The 13939-nt window shown below is 52.9% G+C and carries 10 protein-coding genes; 9 read left to right on the forward strand and 1 reads right to left on the reverse strand.

Annotated elements, in window-relative coordinates; genetic code table 11:
* The first annotated feature begins 273 nt into the window (after positions 1-273).
* The 3 genes from yddG (at position 274) to J4613_RS02590 (ending at position 3289) form a co-directional block, all read left to right on the forward strand.
* Complete coding sequence (gene yddG / locus J4613_RS02580) at positions 274-1155, forward strand: aromatic amino acid efflux DMT transporter YddG (RefSeq protein ID WP_000203795.1); 882 nt, start codon at positions 274-276, stop codon at positions 1153-1155.
* 521 nt (positions 1156-1676) lie between these two features.
* Positions 1677-2765, forward strand: coding sequence for a porin OmpD (gene ompD / locus J4613_RS02585; RefSeq protein WP_000769039.1), 1089 nt, complete (start codon positions 1677-1679; stop codon positions 2763-2765).
* A gap of 143 nt (positions 2766-2908) precedes the next feature.
* Positions 2909-3289: a GFA family protein gene (locus J4613_RS02590; RefSeq protein ID WP_014343841.1), complete on the forward strand. Its 381-nt coding sequence runs from the start codon at positions 2909-2911 to the stop codon at positions 3287-3289.
* A gap of 24 nt (positions 3290-3313) precedes the next feature.
* Here the strand turns inward: J4613_RS02590 and smvA are convergent, their stop codons facing one another.
* On the reverse strand, positions 3314-4801 hold the full coding sequence (gene smvA / locus J4613_RS02595; protein WP_079960292.1) for a methyl viologen efflux MFS transporter SmvA: 1488 nt from the start codon (positions 4799-4801) through the stop codon (positions 3314-3316).
* A gap of 117 nt (positions 4802-4918) precedes the next feature.
* Here smvA and J4613_RS02600 point away from each other — a divergent pair, with 117 nt between their 5' ends.
* From J4613_RS02600 to narI, 6 genes are all read left to right on the forward strand, one after another.
* On the forward strand, positions 4919-5497 hold the full coding sequence (locus J4613_RS02600) for a TetR family transcriptional regulator (RefSeq protein ID WP_023231475.1): 579 nt from the start codon (positions 4919-4921) through the stop codon (positions 5495-5497).
* 214 nt (positions 5498-5711) lie between these two features.
* Positions 5712-7100 carry a NarK family nitrate/nitrite MFS transporter gene (locus J4613_RS02605; RefSeq protein WP_000198255.1) on the forward strand — a complete coding sequence of 463 codons (1389 nt, stop codon included), beginning with the start codon at positions 5712-5714 and terminating at the stop codon, positions 7098-7100.
* A gap of 91 nt (positions 7101-7191) precedes the next feature.
* The gene (locus J4613_RS02610) at positions 7192-10932 is read left to right on the forward strand and encodes a nitrate reductase subunit alpha (RefSeq protein ID WP_111742351.1); all 3741 of its coding nucleotides are present in this window, start codon (positions 7192-7194) and stop codon (positions 10930-10932) included.
* On the forward strand, positions 10929-12473 hold the full coding sequence (gene narH, locus J4613_RS02615) for a nitrate reductase subunit beta (RefSeq protein ID WP_000702603.1): 1545 nt from the start codon (positions 10929-10931) through the stop codon (positions 12471-12473). The genes J4613_RS02610 and narH overlap by 4 nt, the downstream gene beginning before the upstream one ends.
* Positions 12473-13168: a nitrate reductase molybdenum cofactor assembly chaperone gene (narW, locus tag J4613_RS02620; RefSeq protein WP_001166300.1), complete on the forward strand. Its 696-nt coding sequence runs from the start codon at positions 12473-12475 to the stop codon at positions 13166-13168. The genes narH and narW overlap by 1 nt, the downstream gene beginning before the upstream one ends.
* Positions 13165-13845: a respiratory nitrate reductase subunit gamma gene (gene narI, locus J4613_RS02625; RefSeq protein WP_000617104.1), complete on the forward strand. Its 681-nt coding sequence runs from the start codon at positions 13165-13167 to the stop codon at positions 13843-13845. Before narW ends, narI begins: the two co-directional genes overlap by 4 nt.
* Positions 13846-13939 lie beyond the last annotated feature (94 nt).

The following is a 13939-nucleotide window of genomic DNA, read 5'->3' on the forward strand; positions in this document are numbered from 1 at the left end:
TTCCTCTTTTTTCCACGGATGCACGCCTCCTTCGAACTGCATCAAAACCTCAGTCCAGGATGCGTGTATAACTTCGCGAGGAAACTAACAGCAAAATCGATAACTTTTTTGCGTCAAATCAATATTGAAACGGTTCCGCTATTAAATAGCCCTATTTTTAAACCGCAATAACTCCAGGGAGGTACTAAAAAATGACACTGCATGGCATCGCCCTCGGAAAAAGTGCTATAAGTGGCAGTTTATTTTGCGCGGTATTCAGGACAGTCACAAAGCATGACATCACAAAAAGCAACGCTAATAGGGCTTGTTGCCATCGTTCTGTGGAGCACGATGGTTGGGTTAATTCGCGGCGTCAGCGAAGGTCTCGGACCGGTAGGCGGCGCAGCCATGATCTATTCATTAAGCGGTCTGCTGCTGATTTTTACCGTCGGATTACCTGATATCCGCCGTTTCCCGGGGCGATACCTCATCGCAGGCAGCGTACTGTTTGTCAGTTATGAAATATGCCTGGCGCTTTCTCTCGGTTATGCCGCCACTCGCCATCAGGCTATCGAAGTCGGCATGGTTAACTATTTATGGCCCAGCCTGACCATTCTGTTTGCCATTCTTTTTAATGGGCAAAAAACTAACTGGCTTATTGTTCCTGGATTGCTTATTGCACTTACTGGCGTTTGCTGGGTTCTGGGGGGCGAGAATGGTCTTAATCCAGGAGAAATTATCAGCAATGTCGCCACCAGTCCGCTAAGTTATTTACTGGCATTTCTTGGGGCGTTTATATGGGCGACGTACTGCACCGTCACAAATAAATATGCGCGTGGTTTTAACGGTATCACAGTCTTTGTGTTACTCACCGCCGTGGCGCTGTGGTTCCACTATTTTCTTACGCCGCAACCTGCCATGATATTTAGCCTACCGGTGATTGCTAAACTTTTTACCGCGGCATTAACGTTAGGGTTTGCCTACGCCGCATGGAATGTGGGCATACTTCATGGCAATGTGACTATCATGGCCGTAGGGTCTTATTTTACCCCCGTCATGTCCTCTGCTCTGGCCGCGCTGTTACTCAGCTCACCACTGTCATTCTCCTTCTGGCAAGGCGCAGTCATGGTTTGCGTAGGTTCGCTACTTTGTTGGCTGGCAACGCGGCGGCGCTAAGCGACGGGCGGGCCGATATTGATATTAAATCGACCCGCTGTACCTTGACACTCTTCATAACACAACTACGCTTTTATCTATTGCCTGTGCGTATTTGACGATTTTCCATTTTCACGTGCTCCTCCTGCGCCATACCAGGATTGCGCTGGTAAAAATGAATTTTATAAAATCGTTAAACATGTTAATGTAATGATATAATTATATTAACAAATATATAATTAACGTTAGCTGGCAACTGTATTAGTGCATATAATAATCAATCGTTACTACCAAAAATAAAATCATAAACAGCCCAATAGTCCCCTCCGAAAATATATCTTATTAGACAGTCCCTATTTGAATTAATACTCTCAAATGTATTAAGGAGATCTCGATCACACAAATTAAAATAATTTGTAATCTTATGAAACTTATTATTGAACTTATGCCACTCCGTCATTTAAAAATAGTCTGCCATTGACAAACGCCTCGTTTAACAATGGTTGAGGAAACACGCTAAGAAAATTATAAGGATTATTAAAATGAAACTTAAGTTAGTGGCAGTGGCAGTGACTTCCCTGTTGGCAGCAGGCGTTGTAAATGCAGCCGAGGTATATAACAAAGACGGTAATAAACTGGATCTGTACGGTAAAGTTCACGCTCAGCATTATTTCTCTGATGATAACGGAAGTGATGGTGACAAAACTTACGCGCGTCTGGGCTTTAAAGGCGAAACGCAGATCAACGATCAGTTAACCGGTTTTGGCCAGTGGGAATATGAATTCAAAGGCAACCGTACTGAAAGCCAGGGCGCTGACAAAGACAAAACCCGTCTGGCGTTTGCTGGTCTGAAATTCGCTGACTACGGTTCTTTCGACTACGGTCGTAACTACGGCGTTGCTTACGACATCGGCGCATGGACCGACGTTCTGCCAGAGTTCGGTGGCGATACCTGGACTCAGACTGACGTCTTCATGACTGGCCGTACTACTGGTGTTGCCACCTACCGTAACACTGACTTCTTTGGCCTGGTTGAAGGTCTGAACTTTGCCGCGCAGTACCAGGGCAAAAACGACCGTGAAGGCGCGTACGAGTCTAACGGCGACGGTTTCGGTCTGTCCGCAACGTATGAGTACGAAGGTTTTGGCGTAGGTGCGGCCTATGCGAAGTCTGACCGTACTAACAACCAGGTGAAAGCAGCGAGCAACCTGAATGCTGCGGGTAAAAACGCTGAAGTCTGGGCTGCTGGTCTGAAATATGATGCGAACAACATCTACCTGGCGACCACCTACTCCGAAACGCTGAACATGACCACCTTTGGTGAAGATGCAGCGGGTGATGCGTTTATCGCGAATAAAACCCAGAACTTCGAAGCGGTTGCTCAGTATCAGTTCGACTTCGGTCTGCGTCCGTCCATCGCTTACCTGAAATCCAAAGGTAAAAACCTGGGTACTTACGGCGACCAGGATCTGGTTGAGTACATCGATGTTGGCGCAACCTACTACTTCAACAAAAACATGTCCACCTTCGTTGATTACAAAATCAACCTGCTGGACGACAGCGATTTCACCAAAGCGGCTAAAGTGTCTACTGACAACATCGTTGCTGTTGGTCTGAACTACCAGTTCTAATTTTGTTGTAGTCTGAATACAAAGCCAGTCCTTTCAGGGCTGGCTTTTTCTCTTGATGTAGACTCGGTCATAAGGAGTATGCCGTGCAGACGTTCACTGGTCGTTGTCTTTGCGGACAGAGCCATTTTACCGTTGACGTCGAAATGCTGGATGTCTATGCCTGCCATTGTACGCTGTGTCAAAAATGGTCGGGTGGAATAGCCATGTATCTGGAAGCCTGCGGGCAACCACAGCTAGCCCCCCTTTCCCCGGAACCGCCATACTTTTCATCCTCTTCGCGCGGTGAACGCTACTTCTGTTCCGGCTGCGGGTGTCCGCTGTGGTTTCGGCTTACCGATACCGATCGTTATTTTATTCCCTGGACCTTACTGGAACTGAACGAAGTTGATCGCCGTCGGCTGATTCTGGCTGCGGAAATTTATACCGAAACCCAGCCTGCCTTCTGGCGACTGACGGGGCAATACGCACGCCTCAGCGGTAAAGAGGTTGAGGAAATGGACTCCCCCTGCCAGCTAGCGCATTAAGCGCTTATCTCACCAGGCGTTATGTTATCGGCGTTGGGCTTTTGCCAGGCTGAACCACATCCCTACCGCCAGCAAAAGAAGCATACTCCCGGCGCTGCTTAACGCCACGCTATGCGACCAGATAAAGGCGTGTCTGGCGGCGTCCAGTATTGTCTGCCCCAGCGTGGGCGGCAGGCTATTCGCCAACTGCACGGCTTCTCCCATTGAAGATGACGCTCTGGCAATCTCTTGCGCCTCAAGCCCGGCAGGCAGACGGATAGACACGGAGAAGCTACGGCTTAACAACAGACCGAAAATGGCAATGCCCAGTCCCGCGCCCAGTTCATAAGCCATCGTTTCTATCGCGCCGGCCGCCGCCGCTTTTTCTGCCGGCGCAGCGGCCATAATTGCCGACGTGGAAGCCAGCAATGCGCTGGCGGCGCTAAATCCTAGCAGCGCCATCAGCCCCCAGGCCTGCCATTGCTGGGTGCTGAAATCCGTCATCGCCAGGCCATAAAAACTCAGCGCGCTTAACGCCATGCCGCCCGTCGCGACCAGCCGTAGTCCCAGACGCGAGACCAGCGCGCCCGCAATCGGCCCGCTGAATCCACTGGCGACCATCACCGGCAGCATAAATACCCCGGCCTCATAAGGCGATAGCCCGTGAACAAACTGCAGCTCTTGCGCCATCAGCAGCTCAAAACCCACCAGAGTGATCATCGCGGTCATCGCCATCACGACGCCGCTCAGGATAATGCGATGGGTAAATAGTCGCATATCAATCATCGGACGCGATGTCGCAAGCTGTGTGCGGATAAAGAGTCCCAGGAGCAGCGCGCCGGTAAGCAGGGTAAGCGAGATGACCCACAGCGACAGATGCCCTTTCAGCGCGGTTTTAGCGCTATAGACCAACAGCAAAATGGCAATAATCAGCATCACCGCATGGCCAAGATTGAGCGGTTGATCGCGACGGCCCGCCTGGCGAGGAACATAGCGGGCGGTTAAGCCCATGACGACCAGCACAATCGGCACGTTGATCAGGAAAACCGATCCCCAGTAAAAATGCTCTAATAATATGCCGCCGATGAGCGGCCCAAACGCCGCTCCGCCCGAACCTACCGCTGCCCAGACGCCCAGCGCCATGTTGCGATGCTTCTCTTCGCAAAAGGTGGCGCGTATCCCGGCCAGCGTCGCCGGTACAATCATCGCCGCGCCAATAGCCAGTAATACCCTGGTGGCGATAAGCCAACTGGCGGTATGCGAAAACGCCGCCGCCAATGATGCCAGGCCAAAGAGCGTCCCGCCCAGCATCAGCAGGCGTTTAAAACCGATACGATCGCCAAGCGCGCCCATCGGCAACACCATGCCAGCCATGACCAAAGAATAAATATCAATGATCCACAGCAGCTCGTTACCGCTGGCCCCCAGTGTCATACTCAGTGTCGGCGCGGCGACATGCAAGACCGTGGCATCAATGGCGACAGGAATATAGACCAGCACAATAATGACTAACGTTAACCACTGACGAAACATAACTCTCCCTTCAAAAACTCAAATTTGGACGCTTGTCCAGCTTCAGGATCCTACGGTAAGTTGAACGAATGTCCAGCTTTTTGTTACACTGCGCGCATTGGCTAATGTGGGGAAAATATGAGTTACCTTAACCGGGATGAACGCCGCGAAGTGATCCTGCAAGCGGCGATGCGCGTGGCGCTGGCAGAGGGGTTTGCCGCCATGACGGTGCGACGAATCGCATCAGAAGCCGATGTCGCCGCCGGCCAGGTGCATCACCACTTCAGCTCGGCGGGCGAGCTCAAAGCGCTGGCCTTTGTCCATTTGATCCGCACCCTGCTTGATGCCGGGCAAGTTCCGCCGCCCGCCACCTGGCGTGCACGGCTTCACGCTATGTTGGGTAGCGAAGACGGCGGCTTTGAGCCTTACATAAAATTGTGGCGAGAGGCGCAAATTCTGGCCGACCGGGATCCGCACATCAGAGATGCTTATCTCCTCACGATGCAGATGTGGCATGAGGAAACGGTCACAATTATCGAGCAGGGCAAACAGGCAGGAGAATTTACGTTTGCTGCTAACGCCACGGATATCGCCTGGCGGCTTATCGCACTGGTGTGCGGGCTGGACGGTATGTATGTGCTGGGTATTCCGGAAATGGCCGATCCCGCGTTTAAATACCATCTGGATCGTATGATTACGCTTGAACTCTTTGCGTAAAATCACAAATAATTTAATAAAAATCACTTTTAATTTACAAATAGTAACAATTAAGAAACATTATATCTCCTCTTCGCGCCGCGCTGGCCTGGTTTTTTATCTATTCTTTCACTCAATATTCTAAAAAAACTTCAATAAGTTCTCAAAAGAGCGCGTGACGCTCTGTCTCTTTTTTGTGTTTTTCTTCAAATGATATGCGCATGTGAGGGGTAAAATGACACGACAAAACGAGAATTATAACCGTTATCTCTTGAGTGACTGGCGACCCGAAAATCCAGCCTTCTGGGAGAATAAAGGGAAAGGCATCGCCAGAAGAAACTTATGGATTTCAGTAAGTTGTTTGCTCCTTGCATTTTGCGTCTGGATGTTGTTTAGCGCTGTTGCCGTCAACCTCAATAAAATTGGATTTAATTTTACCACCGACCAACTCTTTTTATTAACCGCACTACCTTCTCTTTCCGGCGCAATATTACGCGTTCCCTACTCCTTTATGGTACCACTGTTTGGTGGCCGTAAATGGACCGTATTAAGTACCGTAATATTGATTATTCCCTGCGCCTGGCTGGGATTCGCCGTGCAAAATCCTGCCACCCCTTTCGGGGTATTTATGCTCATCGCTCTGTTGTGCGGTTTTGCGGGGGCAAACTTCGCGTCCAGTATGGGCAACATCAGTTTTTTCTTTCCAAAAGCCAGACAAGGTAGCGCGTTGGGTATTAACGGCGGACTGGGAAATCTTGGCGTCAGTGTGATGCAGTTGATTGCGCCGCTGGTTATTTTTCTGCCGATATTTACTTTTTTAGGCGTCCGGGGCGTGCCGCAACCTGATGGCTCCCTGCTCGCCCTCACTAACGCCGCCTGGATCTGGGTGCCGTTACTGGCTGTCGCGACGCTTGCCGCCTGGTTTGGTATGAACGATATCGGCAGTTCAAAAGCGTCTGTCGCCTCGCAATTGCCGGTGCTAAAACGTCTGCACCTGTGGCTGCTTAGCCTGCTGTACCTGGCGACATTCGGGTCATTCATCGGCTTTTCCGCAGGTTTCGCCATGCTCGCCAAAACGCAATTTCCCGACGTAAACATTCTGCAACTGGCGTTCTTTGGCCCCTTTATCGGCGCGCTGGCGCGTTCGGCAGGCGGCGTGATCTCCGATAAATTCGGCGGCGTTCGCGTAACGCTCATTAATTTTATCTTTATGGCGCTGTTTACCGCCCTGCTATTCCTCACGCTGCCAGGCTCCGGCGCAGGCAGCTTTAGCGCGTTCTATCTTGTTTTTATGGGCCTGTTTTTGACAGCGGGTCTCGGCAGCGGTTCTACCTTCCAGATGATTGCGGTGATCTTCCGGCAGATCACGCTCTACAACGTCAAACTGCGCGGCGGGAGCGATGAGCAGGCGCAGCGCGAAGCGGTGACGGATACCGCCGCCGCGCTCGGTTTTATCTCCGCTATTGGCGCTGTGGGCGGCTTCTTTATTCCAAAAGCGTTTGGCACCTCTTTGGCCTTGACCGGCTCGCCGGTGGGCGCCATGAAAATCTTTTTGCTGTTTTACATCGCTTGCGTCCTGCTGACCTGGCTGGTCTACGGGCGTCGTAAGCCTAAACAACAATAACAACATACGCACCTGTAGGACGGCCATCCGGCAATGGTTTAACGCCAAATCGACAGGATGGCGGAAAATTTATCGAAGCAGGAGAAATGTCATGAGTAAACTGTTGGATCGCTTTCGTTACTTTAAACAAAAAGGCGATACCTTTGCCGACGGCCATGGTCAGGTGATGCATACCAACCGCGACTGGGAAGACAGTTATCGCCAGCGCTGGCAGTTTGATAAGATCGTACGCTCAACCCACGGCGTCAACTGCACGGGCTCCTGTAGCTGGAAAATTTATGTCAAAAACGGTCTGGTGACGTGGGAAACCCAGCAAACCGACTACCCGCGCACGCGTCCCGATTTACCGAACCATGAACCGCGCGGCTGCCCGCGCGGCGCCAGCTACTCCTGGTATCTCTATAGCGCCAACCGTCTGAAATACCCTCTGGTGCGTAAGCGGCTGATAGAACTGTGGCGCGAGGCCCTTTCCCGGCACAGCGATCCGGTACTGGCATGGGAATCTATAATGAACGACCCGCAAAAATGCCAAAGTTACAAACAGGTGCGCGGACATGGCGGCTTTATTCGTTCGAGCTGGAAAGAGCTGAATCAGCTCATTGCCGCCGCTAACGTCTGGACAATCAAAACCTATGGCCCGGATCGTGTGGCGGGATTTTCACCTATTCCGGCGATGTCGATGGTTTCTTACGCCGCCGGAACACGTTATCTGTCATTGCTTGGCGGTACTTGCCTGAGCTTCTATGACTGGTATTGCGATCTTCCGCCCGCGTCGCCAATGACCTGGGGCGAGCAGACTGACGTGCCGGAGTCCGCCGACTGGTATAACTCAGCCTACATTATTGCCTGGGGCTCTAACGTGCCGCAGACGCGTACCCCGGACGCCCACTTCTTTACTGAAGTGCGCTACAAAGGCACCAAGACAATCGCCATCACCCCGGACTATTCCGAAGTCGCTAAACTATGCGATCAGTGGCTGGCGCCAAAGCAAGGTACCGACAGCGCGCTGGCGATGGCAATGGGTCACGTTATTTTAAAAGAGTTTCATCTCGATAATCCCAGCGACTATTTTCTTAACTATTGCCGCCGTTATACCGACATGCCAATGCTGGTCCTGTTGGATGAGCGCGCAGACGGCAGTTATGTGCCGGGGCGTATGATGCGCGCATCGGATCTGGTGGATGGACTGGGAGAAGCCAATAATCCGGAATGGAAAACCGTCGCGCTCAACAGTACGGGCGAACTGGTCGCGCCCAACGGTTCTATCGGTTTTCGCTGGGGCGAAAAGGGAAAATGGAACCTGGAACCGGTGGCGGCGGGCGTCGAAACTGAACTGTCGCTCTCTTTACTCGGTCAGCATGATGACGTGGCGGGTGTCGCTTTCCCCTATTTTGGCGGCAACGAAAACCCACATTTTCGCAGCGTGCGGCAGGAACCGGTACTGGTACGTCAGTTACCGGTGAAACGCCTGGATCTGGCGGACGGTAGCGAGCGGATGGTCGTCAGCGTTTACGATCTGGTGCTGGCGAATTATGGGCTGGATCGTGGTCTGGATGACTGCCATAGCGCCAATAATTATAACGACGTAAAAGCCTACACGCCGGCCTGGGGCGAACAGATTACCGGCGTGCCGCGTCGACATATCGAAACTATTGCGCGTGAATTTGCCGAGACCGCCCATAAAACTCACGGTCGTTCGATGATCATCCTCGGCGCGGGAGTGAATCACTGGTATCACATGGATATGAATTACCGTGGGATGATTAACATGCTGGTGTTCTGCGGTTGTGTTGGACAAACCGGCGGCGGCTGGGCGCATTATGTCGGCCAAGAGAAGCTGCGGCCGCAAACCGGCTGGCTGCCGCTGGCCTTCGCGCTGGACTGGAATCGCCCGCCGCGTCAGATGAACAGTACCTCGTTTTTCTACAACCATGCCAGCCAGTGGCGCTATGAAAAACTGACTGCGCAAGAGTTGCTGTCGCCGCTGGCCGATCCGGCTAAATTTTCCGGACACCTGATCGATTTCAACGTGCGCGCGGAACGTATGGGCTGGCTACCCTCGGCGCCGCAGCTTAATCTTAACCCGCTCAGCGTGAAAGCGAGCGCCGATAAAGCCGGGCTGTCTGCGGCGGATTATACCGTGCAAGCGTTGAAATCAGGCGCTATCCGTTTTGCCTGCGAACAGCCTGACAGTGGTCATAATCACCCGCGAAATTTATTTGTCTGGCGCTCTAACCTGCTCGGCTCCTCCGGGAAAGGTCATGAGTACATGCTCAAATATCTGCTGGGCACAGACAGCGGTATCCAGGGCGAAGCGCTGGGCTCCAGCGAAGGAATTAAGCCTGAAGAGGTGGAATGGCAGTCCGCCGCGATTGAGGGCAAGCTCGATCTGTTGGTCACGCTTGATTTCCGTATGTCCAGTACCTGTCTGTTTTCCGATATCGTCTTGCCGACCGCCACCTGGTATGAAAAAGACGATATGAATACCTCGGATATGCATCCGTTTATCCACCCCCTTTCCGCCGCGGTCGATCCTGCCTGGGAATCCAAAAGCGACTGGGAGATCTACAAAGGCATCGCCAGCGCCTTTTCTGAAGTGTGTGTCGGACACCTCGGACAGGAAACCGATGTGGTGTTACACCCGCTCCAGCATGATTCCCCGGCGGAACTGGCGCAGCCATTTGATATTCTCGACTGGCGTAAAGGCGAGTGCGAACTTATTCCGGGCAAAACCGCCCCCAATATCGTCGTGGTTGAACGCGATTATCCGGCCACCTATGAACGGTTTACCTCGCTCGGCCCGCTAATGGACAAACTCGGAAATGGTGGCAAAGGTATCTCCTGGAATACCCAGGCCGAGGTCGATTTCCTCGGTAAGCTCAATTACACCAAACACGATGGCCCGGCGAAAGGACGTCCGCGCATCGACACCGCGCTGGATGCCTCGGAAGTGATTCTTGCCTTAGCGCCGGAAACTAACGGCCAGGTGGCGGTGAAAGCCTGGCAGGCGTTGGGCGAGATGACCGGGCGCGAGCACACCCATCTGGCCATCAATAAAGAAGATGAGAAAATTCGCTTTCGTGATATCCAGGCGCAACCGCGCAAAATTATCTCCAGCCCGACCTGGTCAGGACTGGAAAGCGAGCATGTCTCTTATAACGCCGGATATACCAACGTACATGAACTGATCCCGTGGCGCACGTTGTCGGGGCGGCAACAACTCTATCAGGATCATGCGTGGATGCGCGCTTTTGGCGAAAGCCTGGTGGCATATCGCCCGCCGATTGATACCCGCAGCGTCAGCGAAATGCGAGAAATTCCGCCCAACGGTTTCCCGGAAAAAGCGCTTAACTTCCTGACGCCGCACCAGAAATGGGGAATTCACTCCACCTACAGCGAAAACCTGCTGATGCTGACCTTGTCGCGCGGCGGGCCGATTGTCTGGATCAGCGAAGCCGATGCCCGTGAATTGGGTATTGAAGATAACGACTGGATTGAAGCCTTCAACGCTAATGGCGCCCTTACCGCTCGTGCGGTGGTCAGCCAGCGCGTCCCGCCGGGTATGACCATGATGTACCACGCCCAGGAGCGAATTATGAATATTCCGGGTTCGGAAGTGACCGGGATGCGCGGCGGGATCCATAACTCCGTGACCCGGGTTTGTCCAAAACCGACGCATATGATCGGCGGCTATGCGCAACTGGCTTACGGCTTCAACTATTACGGAACCGTGGGTTCGAATCGCGATGAATTCATCATGATCAGGAAGATGAAAAACATTAACTGGCTGGATGATGAGGGCCGGGATCAGGTACAGGAGGCGAAAAAATGAAAATACGCTCACAGGTTGGGATGGTACTGAATCTCGATAAATGTATTGGCTGTCACACCTGCTCCGTCACCTGTAAAAACGTCTGGACCGGACGTGAAGGGATGGAATACGCATGGTTCAATAACGTCGAAACTAAACCAGGCATCGGCTATCCCAAAAACTGGGAGGACCAGCAGGAGTGGCAAGGCGGTTGGGTTCGTGATGTTAATGGCAAGATAAGGCCCCGTCTGGGCGGCAAAATGGGGGTAATTAGCAAAATTTTCGCCAACCCGGTGATTCCGCAAATCGATGATTACTATGAACCCTTTACCTTCGATTATCAGCATTTACATACTGCGCCGGAGAGTAAGCATCAGCCCACTGCCCGCCCTCGTTCACTGATTGACGGAAAACGGATGGACAAGGTGATCTGGGGGCCAAACTGGGAAGAGCTGCTCGGCGGCGAATTTGAAAAACGCGCCCGCGACCGTAACTTCGACAACATACAAAAGGAGATGTACGGTCAGTTCGAAAACACCTTCATGATGTACCTGCCGCGCCTGTGCGAACACTGCCTGAACCCCAGTTGTGTCGCCACCTGCCCAAGTGGCGCTATTTATAAGCGTGAAGAAGACGGCATCGTGCTAATCGACCAGGATAAATGCCGGGGCTGGCGTTTGTGTATCAGCGGCTGCCCGTACAAAAAAATCTACTTTAACTGGAAGAGCGGCAAGTCTGAGAAATGCATATTTTGCTATCCGCGTATTGAATCCGGCCAGCCGACCGTTTGCTCGGAAACCTGCGTCGGGCGCATCCGTTATCTTGGCGTTCTGCTCTACGACGCCGACAGGATTGAAGAAGCGGCCAGTACCGAACACGAGACAGATTTGTATGAACGTCAGTGCGATGTGTTTCTCAATCCGCACGATCCGGCGGTCATCGAAGAGGCGCTTAAACAGGGCATCCCGCAAAACGTTATCGACGCAGCCCAACGGTCGCCGGTGTACAAAATGGCGATGGACTGGAAGCTGGCGCTTCCGCTGCACCCGGAATACCGTACCCTGCCGATGGTCTGGTACGTACCGCCGCTATCGCCCATCCAGTCATACGCCGACGCGGGCGGGTTGCCGCACAATGGCAATATTCTGCCGGCGGTGGAGACGCTGCGTATTCCGGTCCAGTACCTGGCCAATATGCTCAGCGCGGGCGATACCGGCCCGGTCATTCGGGCGCTAAAGCGGATGATGGCGATGCGCCACTACATGCGCTCGCAGACGGTTGAAGGCGTGACGGATACCCGCGCCATTGACGAAGTCGGTCTGAGCGTACAACAGGTTGAAGAGATGTATCGCTACCTGGCGATTGCCAATTATGAAGATCGTTTTGTCATTCCCACCAGCCACCGGGAAATGGCGCGCGATGCCTTTCCGGAGCGCAACGGCTGCGGCTTTACTTTTGGCGACGGTTGTCACGGCTCGGATACCAAATTCAACCTGTTCAACAGTAGCCGTATTGATGCCATCAATATCACCGAAGTACGTGATAAAGCGGAGGGGGAATAATGCAAATCCTCAAAGCGATTGGCCTGTTGATGGAGTATCCGGACGACGAGTTGTGGGAATGTCGGGATGAAGCGCTTGTCCTTATCCAACACGATGCGCCAATGCTGGTCGACTTCACTCGCGAGCTGCTTTATGCGCCGTTACTGGATAAACAAGCAGAATGGTGTGAAGTGTTTGACCGCGGGCGCGCCACTTCATTGCTGTTATTCGAGCATGTTCATGCGGAGTCCCGCGATCGCGGCCAGGCGATGGTCGATTTGTTAAGCCAGTATGAAACCGTGGGCCTGCAGCTCAACTGCCGCGAACTGCCGGATCACCTGCCGCTCTATCTGGAGTACTTAAGCGTGTTGCCGGAAGCGGAAGCGCGCGAGGGATTACAGAATATTGCCCCTATTCTGGCGCTGCTGGGCGGTCGTTTGAAACAGCGAGGAGCGCCGTGGTATCAACTGTTTGACGCCCTGCTGACGCTGGCGGGCAGTACGCTTACAAGTGACAGTGTCACCAAGCAGATTGTTCAGGAATCGCGGGATGATACCCGTCAGGCACTGGACGCCGTCTGGGAAGAAGAGCAGGTGAAGTTTATCGAAGATAACGCCACGACCTGTGACAGTTCACCGTTACACCATTATCAACGACGCTTTAGCCAGGACGCGGCGCCGCAGTACGTCGACGTCAGCGCGGGAGGCCCGAAATGATACAGTACCTGAACGTCTTTTTTTACGATATCTACCCCTATATTTGCGCCACGGTCTTCTTCCTCGGCAGTTGGCTGCGCTATGACTACGGACAATATACCTGGCGCGCGTCGTCCAGCCAGATGCTGGATAAGCGTGGGATGGTGATATGGTCGAATCTGTTCCATATTGGCATTCTGGGGATCTTTTTTGGCCATCTGTTTGGGATGCTGACACCACACTGGATGTATGCCTGGTTCCTGCCGATTGCGGTAAAACAGCAGATGGCGATGATCCTCGGCGGCGTGTGCGGCGTATTAACGTTGATCGGCGGCGCGGGATTACTGTGGCGTCGTCTGACCAATCAGCGTGTGCGGGCGACATCCACTACACCTGATATTATCATCATGAGCATTTTGCTGATTCAGTGCCTGCTTGGCCTGAGCACCATTCCGTTTTCGGCGCAATATCCGGATGGCAGCGAAATGATGAAGTTGGTGGGCTGGGCGCAAAGTATTGTCACCTTCCGCGGCGGGTCTTCGGAAATGCTGAGCGGTGTGGCGTTTGTTTTCCGCATTCATCTGGTGCTGGGAATGACTATTTTCCTGCTCTTCCCGTTCACCCGTCTGGTTCATGTCTGGAGCGCGCCGTTTGAGTATTTCACCCGTCGCTACCAGATTGTTCGTACCCGCCGCTAATTCTCTTTGCCCGGGGGTACGCTTACCGGGCAAAGAAAACACATGGGCGTCGTCATTCGGCAACGCACAGGCTATGATGATTCTTCAGTCAAAG

The sequence above is a fragment of the Salmonella sp. 32020114201800008SM genome, from assembly GCF_017572025.1.
GTDB classification, from domain to species: Bacteria; Pseudomonadota; Gammaproteobacteria; order Enterobacterales; family Enterobacteriaceae; genus Salmonella; species Salmonella enterica.

Coding starts and splice junctions, on each gene's coding strand:
- yddG (WP_000203795.1), top strand. CDS start 274: ATGACATCACAAAAAGCAACGCTAATAGGGCTTGTTGCCATCGTTCTG.
- ompD (WP_000769039.1), top strand. CDS start 1,677: ATGAAACTTAAGTTAGTGGCAGTGGCAGTGACTTCCCTGTTGGCAGCA.
- J4613_RS02590 (WP_014343841.1), top strand. CDS start 2,909: ATGCTGGATGTCTATGCCTGCCATTGTACGCTGTGTCAAAAATGGTCG.
- smvA (WP_079960292.1), bottom strand. CDS start 4,801: ATGTTTCGTCAGTGGTTAACGTTAGTCATTATTGTGCTGGTCTATATT.
- J4613_RS02600 (WP_023231475.1), top strand. CDS start 4,919: ATGAGTTACCTTAACCGGGATGAACGCCGCGAAGTGATCCTGCAAGCG.
- J4613_RS02605 (WP_000198255.1), top strand. CDS start 5,712: ATGACACGACAAAACGAGAATTATAACCGTTATCTCTTGAGTGACTGG.
- J4613_RS02610 (WP_111742351.1), top strand. CDS start 7,192: ATGAGTAAACTGTTGGATCGCTTTCGTTACTTTAAACAAAAAGGCGAT.
- narH (WP_000702603.1), top strand. CDS start 10,929: ATGAAAATACGCTCACAGGTTGGGATGGTACTGAATCTCGATAAATGT.
- narW (WP_001166300.1), top strand. CDS start 12,473: ATGCAAATCCTCAAAGCGATTGGCCTGTTGATGGAGTATCCGGACGAC.
- narI (WP_000617104.1), top strand. CDS start 13,165: ATGATACAGTACCTGAACGTCTTTTTTTACGATATCTACCCCTATATT.